Source organism: Priestia sp. YIM B13490, from assembly GCF_042787735.1.
Classification (GTDB): Bacteria; Bacillota; Bacilli; order Bacillales; family Bacillaceae_H; genus Priestia; species Priestia megaterium.
Genome location: NZ_JBHZOT010000001.1, coordinates 281576 through 298481, shown reverse-complemented (window position 1 = coordinate 298481; position 16906 = coordinate 281576). Strand labels below are relative to the sequence as shown.

Sequence of the window (16906 nt, the reverse complement as noted above, 5' to 3'; positions counted from 1 at the left end):
ATGTACAAAACGATAATAAGGTGATTATAATACAGGTATAGGGTGTTGGAATATTAATTATGTTTAAAATTTTCTAAAAAAAGGGGTAATGAAAATGAACACAATGAATATCAACGAAATCAAACAATACAAACACGAGCCTTTCACAGACTTTACGGTTGCACAAAACAAAGATGCATTTGAATCTGCATTGGAACTTGTACAATCAGAGCTTGGCAAGGACTATCCTCTTGTAATTGGCGGAGAATTAATTACAACAGAAGATCAAATTCAGTCCATTAACCCAGCAAATAAAACAGAGGTTATCGGCCGCGTGTCAAAAGCAGATCAAGACTTGGCTGAAAAAGCAATGCAAGCAGCACTTTCTACCTTTAATACGTGGAAAAAAGAAGCGCCTGAAGCACGAGCAGATATTCTTTTCCGCGCAGCGGACATTATTCGCCGCCGCAAGCATGAATTTTCAGCTTACCTTGTGAAAGAAGCCGGAAAACCGTGGAACGAAGCAGATGCTGATACAGCAGAAGCAATTGACTTCCTTGAATACTACGCTCGCCAAATGGTGCAGCTAAAAGACGGTGCGCCTGTGGAGAGCCGCGACGGTGAAGAAAATAAATTTAACTACATTCCGCTTGGTGTCGGCGTTATTATTTCACCGTTTAACTTTCCGTTAGCGATCATGGCTGGAACAGCAGCAGCAGCAATCGTAGCAGGAAATACAGTTCTATTAAAACCGGCTAACAACACACCGGTTATCGCAGCAAAATTTGTAGAAGTCATGAAAGAAGCTGGCCTTCCAGACGGCGTACTGAACTACGTGCCGGGAAGCGGAAGCGAAATTGGCGACTATTTAGTAGATCACCCAAAAACACGCTTCGTTTCATTTACAGGTTCACGTGAAGTAGGCTGCCGCATCTATGAACGCGCGGCAAAAGTACAGCCTGGTCAAATCTGGCTAAAACGCGTTATTGCTGAAATGGGCGGTAAAGACACGGTCGTTGTAGATAAAGATGCTGATTTAGATTTAGCTGCTTCTTCTATTGTATATTCAGCATTTGGCTTCTCTGGACAAAAGTGTTCAGCAGGCTCTCGTGCAGTTGTTCACCAAGACGTATACGATATCGTTCTTGAAAAAGCAGTTGCGCTGACAAAAACATTAACAATGGGCAGTCCTGAAGATGTGAACACGTATATGGGACCTGTTATTGACCAGGCTTCTTTCAACAAAATTACAAAGTACATTGAAATCGGTAAAGAAGAAGGCCGTTTAATGACGGGCGGAGAAGCAGATGATTCAAAAGGCTACTTCATTCAGCCTACGATCATTGCAGATGTAGATGAAAAAGCACGTTTAATGCAAGAAGAAATCTTCGGCCCAGTCGTAGCATTCTGCAAAGCGCGCGACTTCGATCATATGATGGAAATTGCTAATAATACAGACTACGGTTTAACAGGTGCCCTTCTTTCAAATACGCCTGAGCACATCGAACGTGCAAAAGAAGAGTTCCACGTCGGAAACCTTTACTTCAACCGCGGTTGTACAGGTGCCATCGTTGGGTACCAGCCGTTTGGCGGATTTAATATGTCAGGAACAGATTCAAAAGCTGGCGGTCCTGATTACTTGATTCTGCACCTGCAAGCAAAAACAACAAGCACGACGCTTTAATACTCAGTAGAGCAGCCTTAGGCTGCTCTATCTTAAAACAACAAGGGATTTTTTTCTATAGGGGGAGATATTTATGTTAGCAGAGGTATCTAAAAATGTGTTTCTTCACGCTTCCCAAAATAAAGCGCTAAACAAAGCGGCGAAAAAATGGGGTCTTCGCTTTGGTGCAGCTCAAGTGGTAGCTGGCGACACAATTGAACATGCGATCAAAAAAGTACGGGAACTGAATGAAAAAGGACTTGTTTGTACGCTTGATCATTTAGGGGAATTTGTTTCAAGCAGAGAAGAAGCTATCGAAGCAACTCAATACAATGTCAGAACGCTGGAAGCTATGGGGCAAGCCGGTGTAATGTGCAACTTATCTGTCAAAATGACGCAGCTTGGTTTGGATATTGACCGCAGTTTTTGCGTTGAGAACATGCGCCGCATTCTTGAAACGGCGAAAAAATACGACAACTTCGTCCGAATCGACATGGAAGACTACGCCCACTGTCAAATGACGCTAGATATTTTACGAGAGCTTCGCGAGACGTTTGATAATGTTGGAACGGTTATTCAAGCTTACCTGTTCCGCGCTGAACAAGACGTAAAAGAGCTAAAAGGTATTCCTCTTCGATTGGTAAAAGGCGCGTATCAAGAATCACCAACCGTGGCGTTTCAAGACAAAGCCCAAATTGACGAGAACTATATGCGAATTATTGAAGAGCATTTGCTGAGCGGGACGTACACGGCTATTGCATCTCATGACCATAATATTATTGCAAAAGTAAAAGAGTTCGCTCACAAAAACAACATCCCGCGCACGCAGTTTGAATTTCAAATGCTGTACGGATTCCGCACAGACATGCAGCTTAGCCTTGCAAAAGAAGGCTATACAATGCGCGTATACGTTCCATTTGGCAACGACTGGTTTGGCTACTTTATGCGCCGCTTAGCGGAAAGACCGCAAAACGTCGCATTTGCTTTAAAAGGATTCTTTTCTAAATAAGCAGTCATTTAGTAAGTCCCTTAATGAAAACGCTATCATTTCTTTGTGCCCTTTGTAGATGCTTCTGCAAAGGGATTTTTTATACGATTTCTCTTCTCTTTCAGTATGTATTAAGGTAAAATAAAAATACGAACAAACGTTCTTTTTATTCCAAACAAAAAGGAGAGTACATATGAATCCTCTATCAAAATTAGAACTGCCTCCTAAGCTAGAACCTTACCGAAAAGAAATCGAAAAAACATGTAAGCCTTACATCCACATCAATACGGTTATGAACAGTCCAAAATTATATGAAAGCAAGTTTGGCGGCAACCCTTACCTTCCTCTAGAAGCAAATCATCCTCTTGATTCTCAAGGTAAGCCGATGCTCCTGATGGCACAAATCAATTTTTCTGAAGTACCTTCCTATGAAAATATGCCCGTTCAAGGCATGCTTCAATTTTTCATTTGCGGAGCTAATAACGAAAGCACGGGCGATATGTACGGCCTTGATTTTGACCATCCTACGTCTCAAAAAGACTTTCGCGTCGTTTTTTATGAAGACGTAATCACAGATGAAAAAAAGCTAACAACCGATTTTACGTATCTTGAAGACATTGACCGGGATATGTTCCCTATTCCTCAAGAAGTAGGCTTACAGTTTGAAATAAAAATCGAACCCGTTTCCCCTACTGACTATCGATATAATGATATAGAATCAGATTTATTTGAAGATGAAGAAACGGAAGAAATCTACTGGGATGGGCTTACGGGCGAGTATCATAAAATGGGCGGATACGCCTTTTTCACTCAAAGCGATCCTCGAGACTACGAGGAAGCGCTGCGAGCATACGATGTTCTGCTTCTTCAATTCGCCATGGACGACGAAGCGGATATTATGTTTGGTGATGCGGGTGTGGCCAATTTCTTTATTAAAGAAAAAGACCTTCGCAACCGTAACTTTAGAGATGTTTTATACAACTGGGACTGCTGTTAAAAAAACGCCCTCTTAGAAAAGTATCTAGGAGGGCGTTTTTCCACATTATTATTATTTACTACTCAGCCTGTTTTTTCGTCTCTTGCAGCATTCAGCGTTTCTTTAAACTATAGTGATATTCCATATTAATCTCCAATTCTCCTAAATAACAACAAAATAAAATATACCTCATTTGGTGTTATATGTATATAAAATAATAAGTTTTTCTTATGAAAAGCATCACCTTTTTGTCATTTATTTACACGTATACATCACGTAAACTTAACTAGTACTCTACTATTTAAGGAGGAATGTTTATGAATTTTACACTGACGCATATTGATCATATTCAGCTAGCTGCACCCCCAAATTCAGAAAGCGAAGCACGACATTTTTTCGGAACCGTTCTTGGCTTAACAGAAATCGAAAAGCCGGAAAGTCTAAAAAAGCGCGGCGGCGTGTGGTTTGAATTTGGTTCTTATCAGCTGCATATTGGTGTTGAACCTGCCTTTTCACCCGCAAAAAAAGCGCATCCAGGCTTTCACGTTAAAAATCCCCCTGCGTTCAAAGATCATCTGACTAACTTCGGTATTTCTTTTATAGAAGACAAAAACATTCCCGATGTCGAAAGAATTTACGTGGATGATCCTTTTGGCAACCGAATGGAGTTCTTAGAGAAAGTGAATCTCCCTTTTTCTAACTGAATGTTCGACAAAACAAGAGCTCTTATTTAAGAGCTCTTGTTTTCTTTTGGTCCTTCTTTTTGCTTTTCTTTCCACAGCATGTATAGCAACACCCCCAGCACACAAAATGCCACGCCAAACATTGTTAAAGGAAATAAAAATGTATTAATAAAATGATGATAAACCCATGAGTCGCTCATCTAACCAGCTCCAATACGCACCATTTTTTTTTACAGTATGCCCTACTATAAACTTTTTATGTTGTGTTAAATATCATGGTTTCTATCATATTTCTATTTCTTTTTAATAGAGTAAATAGTAGATACATAACATTCTCCTCTTAGAGTTCTCATCCGCTGATTTCAAAATTTTATTAGAGGAGGTTTACTCTATGAAAAACAAGTTTACTGAAAAGCCTAAAAAGCTTTTTTGGATCCTTTCTTATAAATCATTAATTATCGCTATACTATTTGTTCTTCTAACATCAGCCGCTATTTTTACCGTCACGTATTCAACTCTTCAGCATACGCTGCGCTCAAACGTTGTCTATCAAGCACTATCAAATTATAAAGCCCAAAGCTTGTTCTACTTCATGCATACGGAAAACCATCATTTCTCTCATGCCTTTGAAGAAGACTTCTCCCCGCCTCCTCTCTCTTCTGTCGCCCTGCAGCTGGCGACGAATATTCGCGTGGCAGATACAAGAAGTCTATTTGGATCAGAACTGCCCGGCTTTTCTATTTTTGATTCTCATATTCTATTAGCCGGTGAAGGAACGGATTATACGACGATTCCCCATGAATCGGCTCCTCCTCTCGAAAGCATTTCCGGGGAGCGTGATTTGGATCCTGCTGAAAGCAAAACGTACGAAGAAAGCAAAAAACAGTCTCAAGCACAGGCCAAGCAAAGTACGGGAGACAGAAAAGTTGTGTACATCTACCACACGCACAGCTGGGAATCTTATTTCCCTTTACTTGGTATGCAAGGTGAAGCGAATGAAAATAAAGCCGTTGATAACAAAACCAACATCACGCTCGTTGGTCAAATGCTAGGAATGGAATTAAAAGCAGACGGAATCGGTTCGGAAGTAGATACAACTAATATGACGCAAAAGCTGAATGAAAAAGGCTGGGGTACGGGACGAGCCTATATGATGTCTCGCAACGTCGTGGAAACGGCTCTTCAGCAAAACAAAGACGTCGATTATTTAATTGATATTCATCGTGATTCCCTGCGCCAAGAAAAAACAACGGCCGCTATCAACGGCAAATCGTACGCTAAAATGATGATTGTATTAGGTGAAGCGAACCCGAAATTTGATGAAAACGTAAAAATGGCCAAAGCGATTCATGAAAAACTAGAGGAAAAATATCCAGGCCTTAGCCGCGGAGTATTAAGCAAAAAGAAAACAAGCGGCAATAACGGGCTATATAATCAAGACTTATCCGACCGCTCCATTTTAATTGAAGTAGGGGGCGTCGACAACAATATGGAAGAACTCACAAATACCGTCAAAGCTTTTTCTGATGTGTTCAGCGAGTATTACTGGCAAGCTGAAAAAGTGAATGCGCAGTAAACAAAAACTAGCTACCCCAGGTAGCTAGTTTTTGTTTTTATGAGAGTCACGCTTCTCCTCTTTTTCACACACAAAGCACACCAGCTTCCCTTCAACAACCACACCGTTTAAAAATCCCTCTAAACAGTACACGTTCTTTTGACATACTGTGCAGATTCCAACGTACTCTTTCACAAATTCCTCACTCCTTACATACGATTAAAAACCATAAAAGAAGCTCTATTAAAGAGCTTCTTTCCGTACATAGGATTTTCCTTCATTTCAACAAACGGCTCATTTCCTCGGGAGAAAGCGGCTTATCGAATAGATAGCCTTGACCGATATGACAGCCTTGCTCCGTCACAAACTGCAGCTGTTCTTCGTTTTCGATTCCTTCTGCAGTTAGATCAAAGTTAAGTTTCTTTCCCATTTGAATAATCGTTTCCACCAGTACTTTTCCAACTTCGTCTAAGTCGTCAATAAATGATTTATCAATTTTTAACGTATTAATCGGCAAGTGTTTGAGATAGCTAAGGGATGAATAGCACGTTCCGAAATCATCCATCGCCACTTTTACGCCTAGACTCCGCAGACGGTTTAACACTTTTTTTGATTCTTGACTGTTTTGAATAACGCTTTCAGTGATTTCAAGTTCCAGAAAGTGCGGCTCAAGGCCCGTTTTTTTCAAAATTTGTTCCATCTCCGCTACGAATCGTGAGGACTTCAGCTGAATAGGTGATACGTTCACTCCTATTTTACTCGCTTGTGAATTCAGCTCCGTCCATGCTTTCATCTGCTTACACGCTTCTTCCAACACCCACTTGCCAACCGGCACAATTAGCCCCACTTCTTCTAAAATAGGCAAAAATTCATTTGGATAGACGGTACCAAATTTTGCGCTATTCCAGCGAATAAGCGCTTCTGCCCCTATGACATCAGACGTTTTTAAATCGATTAACGGCTGATAAACGAGCTGAAATTCCTCTCTTTCTAGCGCATACTTTAACTCATTCTCCATGCTGATTGTTTTAATTATTCGTTCATTAGATGAAGACGAACTCATTTCATATGTGTTTCGTCCATTGCGTTTTGCTACATACATCGCAATATCTGCTTGCTTGATCAGCCGGTCGATTAGTTCATCTGCGTCTTTTGGAATAATATGCTGCTGACATTCCTTTGAAAATAGGCTGATACCAACGCTTGTAGAGGTTAGCACTTTATCTCCGTCTATATAAAAAGGAAGCGACATTTCTTTTACAATCTGCTCGGTCATTTCTTCAATTTCCTCAACAGTTTGTAGTGAATGCAGCACTAAAATGAACTCATCGCCCCCGTGCCGCGAGATAAAATCAGAGGAAGGAATACATTTTCTTAACCTTTCTGCTACGCGCCTCAGCAGCACATCGCCGTGATGATGGCCAAGCGTATCATTTATTGATTTAAAGCGGTCTAAATCCAAAAATAAAATGGCCAACAGTTCAGGAGATTCCCGATTTAAAAGCAGTTTTTTCAGCTGCTTGTTTAACCAATAGCGATTAGGCAAATTGGTTAACGGATCATAATAAGCCATTTGCTTAATTTTTTCTTCATATGCTTTTCGTTTTGTAATATCATTGCGAATCGATACGTACTGATACGGCTTACCCCGCTCATCTAAAAAAGGAACAATGGTTGTATCCACCCAGTAGTACGAACCGTCTTTTGCCTTATTTTTTATTTCTCCATGCCATACCTTACCGGATCTGATCGTGCTCCATAACTCTTTAAAAAACAAGCTTGAATGATGTTTCGAATTAATAATACGATGATCCTGACCGAGAAGCTCATGTCTTTCGTACTTAGAAATTTCACAGAATTTATCGTTCACGTGATTGATGAATCCGCGACTATCCGTAATCGCTACAATCGATGATTCATTTAACGCAAGTTCAATATCATTTAGTTTTTTCAGCGCTTCTTTAAATTTATATTCAAAATGCCTGTTTTCCATAGCCTATACACCTTTATCAAAATTTTAACGATAAAACAAAACCCATGACGAAATGATAGAGAGGAATCGTGAATAATGAATACAAATTAACCAGTAACGGATAACGAATTAATCTGTCCGATTACCTTACATTATTAAAATAGCAAGCGTAGGATCACTGTTTTCCTCTTTTCACCTTCACAAACTTCTTACAAGAAGTTCGTGAAAAAATTGATAGATTGTTTCGTTTGTCCATGTCTTTTATCACAACTTTTCTATGGTACCATTAAAATGATTTTTATAGAAATGAAAGTGTACTTTCTTCACTTAATCGACATACCTTTTGATGGTGAACAAAAAAAGCCTCTGCTTTAGACAGAGGCTTTTTACACTTTCTTCTTACGTGCTCGTACGCGTCAGCCACGGGAGAATAAAGTTTTGAAAGGTTTTGTTGTATACAACAATTCGGTTCAGATAATATGGGTCGTTATCTTTTGTAATAAGATGCGGCGCTAAGATAGCGGCTTGGTGAAAACCAGCACCTTTCACAATCTTAGCTACGTCATCATTTGTATTGCCGTATGGATATGCAAAGTAAACTGGGTCTATTCCTAAATGGTTCTTAATCGTTTCTTTGCTTTTTCGTAAGTCTTCAGCAAACGCGCTGTATTTAGCAGGCGTCAGAAATAAAGGCTTGTCTTCTTCTAAACGGTGCATATCATATGTATGCGAACCGATTGTCGCAAGGCCGCTGTCTTTCATTTCTTTTAGCTGACTCCACGAAGCCATGTTTAAATTTTGAAAATCCGTTGCTCCCACTTGTCCTGCGATTACATATAGCGTAAACGGAATGTTTTCCTTTTTTAAAATGGGAAACGCGTTTTGATAAACGGTACGGTCAATATCATCAAATGAAATCCATACGCAGCGCTTTGGAAACGTGCCTTTTTGCTGATACGCTTCAATATCTTTTGGCGTAACAAACGTAGCGTCAAGTTCCTTCAGCTTTTTTAACTGATGTTCAAAATCATTGCTGTAGACGCTGTACTCTGTCAGTTCGTCAGACTTTGTAACTGAGCTGACAACTCGATTAAACCAATTATGCTTGCGCACGCGATGATAATTTAAGCCTAAGCATCCGTTCGTCCCAAGCGCTGGCTCCACGGTCGTTGTTGCTTCCGCCTTGTCTTCCCAGTTCACTACTTTAAAGAAAATAAAGCCAACTACCGCTGCCGCAATCAAAAGAAAGAATACATATTTCTTCATGCGTGCTTCCTCTCTTCAGTATGTTTTAACGGATTAACATCAAACTCGATGTACTGTGCACGCTGAAGCTCCTGAATTTGATCCTTAGATAAAAGCTCAAGACGCTCTAAATCTTTAATACTCGTATACGCCGGCTCTTTTCGTCGGTTTAAGCTTCCAAATCTCTTTTTGTTGTAGGATCTCCATAGAAACAGAGCCAGGAAAAAGAAGCAAAAAATAGCGAGTCCAATTACTAAAAATGTTCGAATTTCGCCGTTCGTCGTTTTGAATGCAATTTTTAATACCCCGCTGTAACGGTCATTTACGCCGATAACAGCTGAAAGGAAAAACCAAAGAACAATGGCACAATAGAGCCAAAAAACAGAGGAAACAATGATGCTTATCACTAATCGAGCAAGAGGCTGTTTGGCTTGAATCATGATTTGCTCTTCGTTAAGCCGCGGTCTGGACTGCTCCATGTAGCATAGCCTCCTTTCACTCTAGATCTGATAGCACGAGGAAATGCGCCCACTACCACAATCGTATTCACAATCCAATAAAGCGCCGGGTACCATGCAGCCCATACGTAATACCGCTTCACGTTGTCGTATTTCGAATCAATTTTCAGCGCAATAAACAGTTGAATTAAGCTCATAAACACCAGGGAAAATGACGTAAACGTAAACCAAAACAGCATGTCTTGGGGGCTGCTCGCCGTAACAAGCAGCATGATAGTCACAAACAGCCATGCGAATGACCAAAGGGTACTGATCCACTGCTCTAGGTATACAATCCAAATTCTGCGCTGCTTCCATTTTAATAACACTTTCCAGTGGCGAAGCATTACCTCTTGTCCGCCTTGAGCCCAGCGTACTCGCTGGTTCCAAATTCCTTTTAAGGTTTCGGGCACAAGCATCCAGCACAATGCCCGCGGTTCATAGCGGATATCCCAAAAGCGCTGCTGCAGCTTCCAGCTCACGGCGATATCTTCCGTAATCATGTCACGATCCCACAGCCCGACGTCCACAAGTGCTTTCTTTCGAAAAGCTACTACTACGCCTGAGACCGTCATTACTTTTCCTAAAATTCGCTGTGTTCGTTTAATAGAACCGATAATAGAAGAATACTCAACTAGCTGAATGCGGCTCAGCAGCGTATTACGGTTTCGAATGCGCGGATTTCCGGTAACGGCTCCCAGCCGTTCCCCTTTATGAAGAAAATGATGGATTAGATAATATGGAGCGTCTTGATCTAAAATAGCGTCGGAATCTAAGCAGATTAAAAACTCAGCTTTAGATGCATGCGCACCTAAATGTAACGCGTTGGCTTTTCCTTTATTTTCATAAAGCTGAATCACACGAACTTCAGGGTGATTTCTGCTGATTTCCTTTAAAATAGCAGCTGTTCCATCCGTACTGCCATCGTTAATAAGGATGATTTCTTTAGACGGATAATCTAACGCCAAAAGGTGCTTAAGCGTTTCTTCAATCGTCTCTTCTTCGTTATAGCAAGGCACTAAAAAGCTCACTAGCGGCCATTCAATTGTTGAAAAATCAACTTTAGGATCTCGGTCGCGATAGCGTATGTAAATAAGCGTGCCTGCAATCCAAAATAAAGACATAATAAATGGATACCAGAAAACAAAGCTCGCAAGCTTTTCAAATCCAGGTATTAATACGTGTTGCATATTCATTTTTCTGACTCCTTCACACCAATTAAAATTGCACAGAGTGACAATTTTATCACTAAATTGGTTAAATAGAACATAGTAATTTTAACCATCTAAAAAAAGATACTTTTAAACCACTTTTATTCCTATATTATACAACCCTTAAATGTAAGTAAGAAGCACCAATAAAGGATGGGCAAGTTACCTACTTAAAGAAGTGACATATAGTATCTTTATAGATTAAAAGCGTGATGGTTGCAGGTAGTATACGAAAAAACCCTTTTCCCTAAGGAGGAATAACAAATATGAACGAACAAATTCAAAAGCTGCTCAATAACTTAATTCAACTTGAACACGTCTCTTCTACTTTATACCTAGCTATGTCTAACTATATGAATCGATTAAACTATAAAGGAATGGGCAGCTGGCTGCGTCTGCAGTCTCAAGAAGAACGCACTCATATGCTAAAACTTATTGACTACTTAGTTGACCGCGGCGGAACGGTAGAATTAAGCTCTTTGCCTGCTCAGCCAAGTGAGTTTGGATCACCGTTAGAAACGTTTCAAAAAGTATTGGAGCATGAGAAGTTCGTCACGAATTCTTATCGTCAAGCGTTTCAATTTATCAGCCAAGCGAATGACCCTCAAACGTTAGTCATCGTGCAGGACTTTTTACGAGAACAAGTCGACGAAGAAGCTCAAGCTCAAACGATTGTAGACCGTCTAAAAATCGCCCAAAATAACCCTGCAGCTATTTTTATACTCGATCAAGAACTAGGACAGCGGAAAGCTGCACCAGCGGGTGGAGCAGCTATGCAAGGTTAAAAGCGCAGAAAAGTGTAGCACAATGTGCAGAACCAATAACACGACGCCCGTTTCCTTGTTTCGAGTTGGTATTCACCACGGCTATTATGGCTATCCGCCTAATGTGTATAACGCCATTCAAAGGCTTATGAATCAATATATGCATCAGCTTCACTATCATCGACCTCAATATGTTCACGTCTACTACGTGCACCCTTCTCTTATTCACTACTACCTTCACTAAGTTAAGGAGAATAAGAACCTTGCTTCTTGAAGAAATTCACCGTTTCTCCACCCTAATTCAGGAATTCCAATCAAAAATATGGATATTTATGCTAATATAGGTTTTGTTAATCAAATAAAGAAACAATTATTAGCGGGGTGTCATATGGATAATCAATACGTTGTAGGATGGGGAACGCTGGCTTTAATTAATGCCGGATTAGCGCAAGGTAAAAATCGAACGGGTCTGAACTGGTTCTTATTATCTCTTGCTTTAGGACCGCTTGCTACCTTCATCTTACTGCTGGTTGAAAAACGATAAAAATTGGTTCAAAGCTCATTTTTTTGAGCTTTTTTCTTTATCCTTCGACTATAACTGCTCTTCAAAACAAGTAAAAAAAGCTCCGCTTGAAATTTTTTTCTCGACTTAATATGCATAAATCTATTCATCATTCAGCGTAAATCCGGCTGCATTTTGTTAATAAAAAACCTACTCTTTAGAAAAGGAAGGAAGCTCCTTTTTAAACCTTTGTTTCTGACAATAAAATCAAAAGAAAGAAAAACGCTTTTATTCTATGCTTTTCTAATTAACAGATTAACTGTTTTCTTCAGATGATTACCTTTTACATGGGACAGCTGTGCATCTACTGAATGAGGTCAAACTTCCTGTATTTCTCAATCTGTAGGATGAATAAATACTCATTTGCTTCATTTGACAAAGAAATAAATGCTGTGTAATTTAAGTAACATACCCCATCTAAAATGTTTTTAGAAAGGATTAAATAGCAAGATGCGTACAAAAAAAGAAGAGTGTATAATTGACGAAATGGGAAGAGTATCCCTTCCTTCTTTGTTTATGCAACTAACAAAACTCGAGACAAACGACAAAGTTTTTTTGCGGAGCTGTGATGATTGGATTATTATCGATCATCATGATGAAAATGTCCCGGTTCCTTCTCATATCTTCATTCGAACAATTGACCATATGGGTAGAATAGTCATCCCAAAATCCCTGCGAGATGACTATGAACTTAAGCCCTTTGATTATGTAGAACTATACGTGGTAGAACAGCAAATTGTTATGAAAAAAAGAGACGAAAAATCGATAGCGCTTTCACAAAAACCTGCGGTGGCTCCTCCTTATTATGCAACATTAACCGGCCGGCAGATTCAGCTCACTTCTGAACTTTTAACGTCCGTGGAATTGGATGCAAACATGGAGGTTCAATTTTTTATTAACAAAGAAAATAACATTGTGATTCAAAAATATGAAATGAGTTTTGGGAAGAAAACGACTTTAACATTTACGGCTCAATCTCGAAAAATTGATGACCGTTTTCGACTTACTATTCCTAAAAAGCTGCGAGATGATTTCTCCATCCACTCAGGTACGATGTTAAAAATCAAGACAGGTAATAAGCAGCTCATTTTAGAAAAAGTGGAGAGTGAAAAAGAGATTAGCAGCGTATTATCTCAGCAAATAGACGCAGCAATTGTTGAAAAATCACCGAAATAAGAACGACGCCAAAAACAAATGGTTTCCTACGGCTTCAAAGCAAAAGCTAAGAGTTACGCATAGACTGACCCTTTCTATACTCGACTCTTAGCTTTTAGACTTATTTTTTTATTTCTTTATATATTGTCTCTACTGGATAATCGCTAAAGCGGCTCATCCACTCTTTTACTGTGAGTGTGATACGATCTCGATATGCGGGATTATTCGTGTAGAATTTTACTTTGTCACTGTCAACAATTAACGCTACGTAATAATAGCCTTGCTTATCATACTCAATGATTCCTTCCATAAGCGTGTACAAACCGGTTACTCCACCTGATAGCGCTGTCGCTCCTAAGCCGTCTAAATCTTTTTCTTCATGGACGATTTGAAAGTTATCAACAAGTGTTTTGTAGTCATTTCCTACAAGTTTTTTCACATTTTCATCCTGTTCAATTGGAAGGATATCAAGCTCTGATAATGTCTTCGTATGTTCTGTGATCTTTCCTTTTTTATACGTGCCGTCGAAAGAAACATTTACCCCGCCGTAATAGGAACAGCCTGCAGTAGCATCAATTTTGATTTCTTTTTGACTTAACGTGAAGTTTAGTATGCATTCCGTAGCTTCTTCCGTGTCTTTATAAATAGCTTTATTTCCTTCCACCTCTGCTTTTCCTTCTATTCCTCCTGCATTCGCACCGTATACTGCACCTATTGTAAAATCAAAAGAGCTGCTTGTTGAATTAGTGATAGTTAATCCTGCTTCTTGATGATGAATATCTCTTGACCATTCTCCGTCATAGTTTCCGCTGTTTTGCGTCGATGGTTCTGATGCTTTGATGGAAGCAGTGTTCCCTGCATTAGAAATATCCTTTAAGCGTAATTGATCATCCGACCATACCGCTGAATATACCCAATCATACTCTTTTATCGTTTCTGAACCATTAGGCTGAACAATCATAATCACTTCATGGGTTTGGATATCATAAGCAGAGCCTGCTTTTTTAAAGTCAACCACTTCATAATCTACTAATCTTTCTTGAATTCCTTTGCCATGTAAATGACTAATTAAAGACTGTTGATCTCTATAAAGAGAACTTCCTTTCACCAGATAGCTGTTTACTTCTTTGAAAGAACCGTTGTTGATTCCTTTTATTAAACCTTGCAAATATGACTTGATTAATACATTAGCCGTTTGTTTTGTAGGGGTAGATACGTTGTTTTCATCTTTAGTAGAAGCTGTAGTATTTGTTGAAAGAGTTCTTGACTTTTGATTGTTGCCCTTTTCCTTATCATCATTTTGCTCCGATGTGTGAATAGCACTTTCTTTTTGTTCAGGATGTTGAGCACTTGAAGTGATGCTTTCTTTTTCGTCGCGGGAAGATACCTCATTTTGCTGACAGCCGCTTATAAGTAAACTAACCGACAGCAGAATACTAGCCACACTGACACTTATAGTGGAACGTTTCATGACTTCTCCTCTTTTCTTATCTAGTTACACAGAATGATTCATTAACACTACAATTATACTAAAATAAAACATAATTTCCATATCCATCAAAATTGTTGTAAATAATTTCAATATATGTGTATAATGAGGTACTTTGCATAGAGGAGGCTGATTTAGTTGAAGATCTCAACAGGAGCTGAATTTTACGATAATGACGAGACGTTTTTGGCCTATACAAAACGTCGGCAGCAAAAAGAAAATGCCAACGATACGATTGAAAAACCGGCCATTTTACAGCTTCTAGGTGATGTTACAGATGCAAACGTTTTAGATTTAGGGTGCGGAAACGCTGGATTTGGTGCGGAGCTTCTTGAACAGGGATGTTTCTCTTATACCGGAGTAGACGGCTCTATCAATATGATAAACGCGGCTCAGCAACAGCTTTTAAACTATCCAAATGCAAGAGTGCTCCATGAATCGATGGAGCATTATACTCCACCACGCACCGAATACGATTTGGTTACTGCAAGACTGTCTCTCCACTACATGGAAGACTTATCCTCCATTTTCGCTAAAGTGAATCAAGCACTCAAACCTGAAGGAAGATTTATTTTTTCTGTGGAACATCCAGTCATTACTTCCACTTTGCAACCTTCTGCTCTGCGCACAAACTGGACCGTGGATAACTACTTCTCAATGGGATTCCGTCAGCAGCAATGGATGGGCGGATACGTTCAAAAGTATCATCGCACGCTTGAAGAGTACTTTTCTTTGATGCAGCAAAGCGGATTCACCGTTACAAATTTAAAAGAAGCATGTCCTCAAAAAGAATATTTCGACAGCGCTGAAACTTACGAGCGGCGAATGCGTATTCCTTTGTTTTTACTGATGAGCGGCGTGAAGAATAGATAAACTAAAAATACTAAGAAAGATCTTAACTAGTCTTTCTATAGGTAGAATCCATGCGTAGTCATTTTCAATTATTTGACCAAAAAAGCATCAAACCCTTTGTTAAGTAAACAAAGGGTCTGATGCTTTTTTAAAGAAAGATTTACTTAGCGTTTGTGCTAATATAATGTTTAATTACTTCATAAACATAGTCTTGGCAAGCTGCTGCTGTGTTTGGATTATATTTTCCACCGTTTACTTTATTGTTAGATAGCACTCTAATACCTAAGAATGGAACGTCATAGCTTCCTGCAATTTGTGCTGCCGCTGCGCCTTCCATTTCTTCTACAGACGTCCCGTACTTAGTATGGAACCACTTAATTCGATCCACTTCGTTATTCCACGTGTCCGCTGATCCTATCGTTCCTTCTACTACTTTTCCTTTTTTATATGTATCTTTTACTGCGTTTGCAGCCGCCAGTAACTTCTTATCTCCTTCATAATAGCGAGCTTTTTCAGCATCAGGATCTTCACCAGCGCTTCCTTCAGAAGCCATTAAATCCATCGGCTTCCACGCAGCAGGGTCCATTCCTTCGCCTTCTTTTTTATCGCCTGTTTTTAAGGAGCCTATATTCGTTGTTCTCTTTCCTAATACAATATCAAACACGTTCAGATTTTCATCATGTCCGCCTGATGTTCCTTGATTGATAATTGCTCTAGGATGGTATTTTTCTATAGCTATCGCTGTAGCAGCTGCCGTGTTTTCCATTCCTTTTCCCGTTTTAACTATAATAACCGGATAATTATCGACACTTCCTTTGTAAAAAACAAAATTCCCCGACTTTTCTTCTTTGACATTTTCTAATTTTTTAGCGAATTTCTGCGCTTCTATCGGCATCGGCCCTTGAACAATAATAGGCTTCTGCTTCTGTTTATCTCCGGCTTCCTTTTTTGAAGCTGCGTTACACCCGGCAAGTACAGATAATAATAAAATCATACCAATAGTAAGTAAAGCCCCTGTTTTTAGCATCTTGTTCTTCATAGATTGTTACTTTCACTCCATTTCGTTTTGTTGTTTCATACACTCGATGATTGGACAAAAGAAAAAACCTATAACACTTTTGATTTTCTAAGCTTTTTAGAGTCAAAGTATAAGAAGTTAAGCACGGAATAACATTTATGTATTGATAAACCGAACGTTTTTACACTTTAACTCGTAGTCCAGTTCTTTGAATGGGAACCAGGTAGAGACACTCAGACCATATTTCCAAGCATATACGAGTAATATTTTTCACTTTCTAAATGTATCAAATACAAA

Annotated in this window: 18 protein-coding genes and 1 riboswitch; of the genes, 10 read left to right on the top strand and 8 right to left on the bottom strand. The window is 39.4% G+C overall.

The features are described from left to right. Positions 1-94 precede the first annotated feature (94 nt). The 4 genes from pruA to ACFX4R_RS01530 all read left to right on the top strand — a co-directional run bounded on the left by pruA (position 95) and on the right by ACFX4R_RS01530 (position 4310). On the top strand, positions 95-1663 hold the full coding sequence (gene pruA, locus ACFX4R_RS01545) for an L-glutamate gamma-semialdehyde dehydrogenase (RefSeq protein ID WP_280560108.1): 1569 nt from the start codon (positions 95-97) through the stop codon (positions 1661-1663). A 73-nt stretch (positions 1664-1736) separates the two neighbouring features. Then, complete coding sequence (locus tag ACFX4R_RS01540; RefSeq protein ID WP_043978547.1) at positions 1737-2651, top strand: proline dehydrogenase family protein; 915 nt, start codon at positions 1737-1739, stop codon at positions 2649-2651. 172 nt (positions 2652-2823) lie between these two features. Continuing rightward, entirely contained in the window at positions 2824-3627 is an 804-nt protein-coding gene (locus tag ACFX4R_RS01535) for a YwqG family protein (RefSeq protein WP_377568398.1), read from the top strand. 296 nt (positions 3628-3923) lie between these two features. Continuing rightward, positions 3924-4310, top strand: a complete 387-nt coding sequence (locus tag ACFX4R_RS01530; protein WP_377568395.1) for a VOC family protein — start codon at positions 3924-3926, stop codon at positions 4308-4310. Positions 4311-4336: 26 nt separating this feature from the next. On the opposite strand, the gene ACFX4R_RS01525 is transcribed toward ACFX4R_RS01530, so the two are convergent. Next, positions 4337-4489, bottom strand: coding sequence for a hypothetical protein (locus ACFX4R_RS01525; protein ID WP_198530635.1), 153 nt, complete (start codon positions 4487-4489; stop codon positions 4337-4339). Between the two features lie 191 nt (positions 4490-4680). Between ACFX4R_RS01525 and spoIIP the strand changes: the two genes are divergently transcribed. Then, positions 4681-5865: a stage II sporulation protein P gene (gene spoIIP, locus ACFX4R_RS01520; protein ID WP_043978539.1), complete on the top strand. Its 1185-nt coding sequence runs from the start codon at positions 4681-4683 to the stop codon at positions 5863-5865. A gap of 24 nt (positions 5866-5889) precedes the next feature. On the opposite strand, the gene ACFX4R_RS01515 is transcribed toward spoIIP, so the two are convergent. From ACFX4R_RS01515 to pgaC, 5 genes are all read right to left on the bottom strand, one after another. After that, on the bottom strand, positions 5890-6039 hold the full coding sequence (locus ACFX4R_RS01515; protein ID WP_377568391.1) for a hypothetical protein: 150 nt from the start codon (positions 6037-6039) through the stop codon (positions 5890-5892). An 82-nt stretch (positions 6040-6121) separates the two neighbouring features. Next, positions 6122-7837, bottom strand: a complete 1716-nt coding sequence (locus ACFX4R_RS01510) for a putative bifunctional diguanylate cyclase/phosphodiesterase (RefSeq protein WP_043978537.1) — start codon at positions 7835-7837, stop codon at positions 6122-6124. 378 nt (positions 7838-8215) lie between these two features. Then, on the bottom strand, positions 8216-9082 hold the full coding sequence (locus tag ACFX4R_RS01505; RefSeq protein WP_043978535.1) for a polysaccharide deacetylase family protein: 867 nt from the start codon (positions 9080-9082) through the stop codon (positions 8216-8218). Next, positions 9079-9540: a poly-beta-1,6-N-acetyl-D-glucosamine biosynthesis protein PgaD gene (gene pgaD, locus ACFX4R_RS01500; protein WP_013084506.1), complete on the bottom strand. Its 462-nt coding sequence runs from the start codon at positions 9538-9540 to the stop codon at positions 9079-9081. The genes ACFX4R_RS01505 and pgaD overlap by 4 nt, the downstream gene beginning before the upstream one ends. After that, complete coding sequence (gene pgaC, locus ACFX4R_RS01495) at positions 9498-10754, bottom strand: poly-beta-1,6-N-acetyl-D-glucosamine synthase (RefSeq protein WP_162214823.1); 1257 nt, start codon at positions 10752-10754, stop codon at positions 9498-9500. The genes pgaD and pgaC overlap by 43 nt, the downstream gene beginning before the upstream one ends. 281 nt (positions 10755-11035) lie before the next feature. Here pgaC and ACFX4R_RS01490 point away from each other — a divergent pair, with 281 nt between their 5' ends. The 4 genes from ACFX4R_RS01490 (at position 11036) to ACFX4R_RS01475 (ending at position 13271) form a co-directional block, all read left to right on the top strand. Beyond that, a complete protein-coding gene (locus ACFX4R_RS01490; protein WP_377568388.1) occupies positions 11036-11554 on the top strand; it encodes a ferritin in 519 nt (172 codons plus the stop codon). Positions 11555-11576: 22 nt separating this feature from the next. Then, positions 11577-11777: a hypothetical protein gene (locus tag ACFX4R_RS01485; RefSeq protein WP_141425866.1), complete on the top strand. Its 201-nt coding sequence runs from the start codon at positions 11577-11579 to the stop codon at positions 11775-11777. Positions 11778-11921: 144 nt separating this feature from the next. After that, positions 11922-12077: a hypothetical protein gene (locus tag ACFX4R_RS01480; protein ID WP_014458731.1), complete on the top strand. Its 156-nt coding sequence runs from the start codon at positions 11922-11924 to the stop codon at positions 12075-12077. Between the two features lie 468 nt (positions 12078-12545). Beyond that, positions 12546-13271 carry an AbrB/MazE/SpoVT family DNA-binding domain-containing protein gene (locus tag ACFX4R_RS01475; RefSeq protein ID WP_097823144.1) on the top strand — a complete coding sequence of 242 codons (726 nt, stop codon included), beginning with the start codon at positions 12546-12548 and terminating at the stop codon, positions 13269-13271. A 100-nt stretch (positions 13272-13371) separates the two neighbouring features. Here ACFX4R_RS01475 and ACFX4R_RS01470 read toward each other — a convergent pair whose 3' ends face one another. Next, on the bottom strand, positions 13372-14721 hold the full coding sequence (locus ACFX4R_RS01470; RefSeq protein ID WP_165575902.1) for a TcaA NTF2-like domain-containing protein: 1350 nt from the start codon (positions 14719-14721) through the stop codon (positions 13372-13374). A gap of 156 nt (positions 14722-14877) precedes the next feature. Between ACFX4R_RS01470 and ACFX4R_RS01465 the strand changes: the two genes are divergently transcribed. Continuing rightward, on the top strand, positions 14878-15612 hold the full coding sequence (locus ACFX4R_RS01465) for a class I SAM-dependent DNA methyltransferase (RefSeq protein WP_280560112.1): 735 nt from the start codon (positions 14878-14880) through the stop codon (positions 15610-15612). A 139-nt stretch (positions 15613-15751) separates the two neighbouring features. Here ACFX4R_RS01465 and ACFX4R_RS01460 read toward each other — a convergent pair whose 3' ends face one another. Beyond that, complete coding sequence (locus ACFX4R_RS01460) at positions 15752-16630, bottom strand: 5'-methylthioadenosine/S-adenosylhomocysteine nucleosidase (RefSeq protein ID WP_322552360.1); 879 nt, start codon at positions 16628-16630, stop codon at positions 15752-15754. 155 nt (positions 16631-16785) lie between these two features. Further along, a riboswitch (purine riboswitch) is annotated at positions 16786-16889 on the bottom strand. Positions 16890-16906: the final 17 nt, after the last annotated feature.

Bases quoted from the DNA above. Each gene is read 5' to 3' on its own strand.
- pruA (WP_280560108.1), top strand. From the start codon at position 95: ATGAACACAATGAATATCAACGAAATCAAACAATACAAACACGAGCCT.
- ACFX4R_RS01540 (WP_043978547.1), top strand. From the start codon at position 1,737: ATGTTAGCAGAGGTATCTAAAAATGTGTTTCTTCACGCTTCCCAAAAT.
- ACFX4R_RS01535 (WP_377568398.1), top strand. From the start codon at position 2,824: ATGAATCCTCTATCAAAATTAGAACTGCCTCCTAAGCTAGAACCTTAC.
- ACFX4R_RS01530 (WP_377568395.1), top strand. From the start codon at position 3,924: ATGAATTTTACACTGACGCATATTGATCATATTCAGCTAGCTGCACCC.
- ACFX4R_RS01525 (WP_198530635.1), bottom strand. From the start codon at position 4,489: ATGAGCGACTCATGGGTTTATCATCATTTTATTAATACATTTTTATTT.
- spoIIP (WP_043978539.1), top strand. From the start codon at position 4,681: ATGAAAAACAAGTTTACTGAAAAGCCTAAAAAGCTTTTTTGGATCCTT.
- ACFX4R_RS01510 (WP_043978537.1), bottom strand. From the start codon at position 7,837: ATGGAAAACAGGCATTTTGAATATAAATTTAAAGAAGCGCTGAAAAAA.
- ACFX4R_RS01505 (WP_043978535.1), bottom strand. From the start codon at position 9,082: ATGAAGAAATATGTATTCTTTCTTTTGATTGCGGCAGCGGTAGTTGGC.
- pgaD (WP_013084506.1), bottom strand. From the start codon at position 9,540: ATGGAGCAGTCCAGACCGCGGCTTAACGAAGAGCAAATCATGATTCAA.
- pgaC (WP_162214823.1), bottom strand. From the start codon at position 10,754: ATGAATATGCAACACGTATTAATACCTGGATTTGAAAAGCTTGCGAGC.
- ACFX4R_RS01490 (WP_377568388.1), top strand. From the start codon at position 11,036: ATGAACGAACAAATTCAAAAGCTGCTCAATAACTTAATTCAACTTGAA.
- ACFX4R_RS01485 (WP_141425866.1), top strand. From the start codon at position 11,577: ATGTGCAGAACCAATAACACGACGCCCGTTTCCTTGTTTCGAGTTGGT.
- ACFX4R_RS01480 (WP_014458731.1), top strand. From the start codon at position 11,922: ATGGATAATCAATACGTTGTAGGATGGGGAACGCTGGCTTTAATTAAT.
- ACFX4R_RS01475 (WP_097823144.1), top strand. From the start codon at position 12,546: ATGCGTACAAAAAAAGAAGAGTGTATAATTGACGAAATGGGAAGAGTA.
- ACFX4R_RS01470 (WP_165575902.1), bottom strand. From the start codon at position 14,721: ATGAAACGTTCCACTATAAGTGTCAGTGTGGCTAGTATTCTGCTGTCG.
- ACFX4R_RS01460 (WP_322552360.1), bottom strand. From the start codon at position 16,630: ATGAAGAACAAGATGCTAAAAACAGGGGCTTTACTTACTATTGGTATG.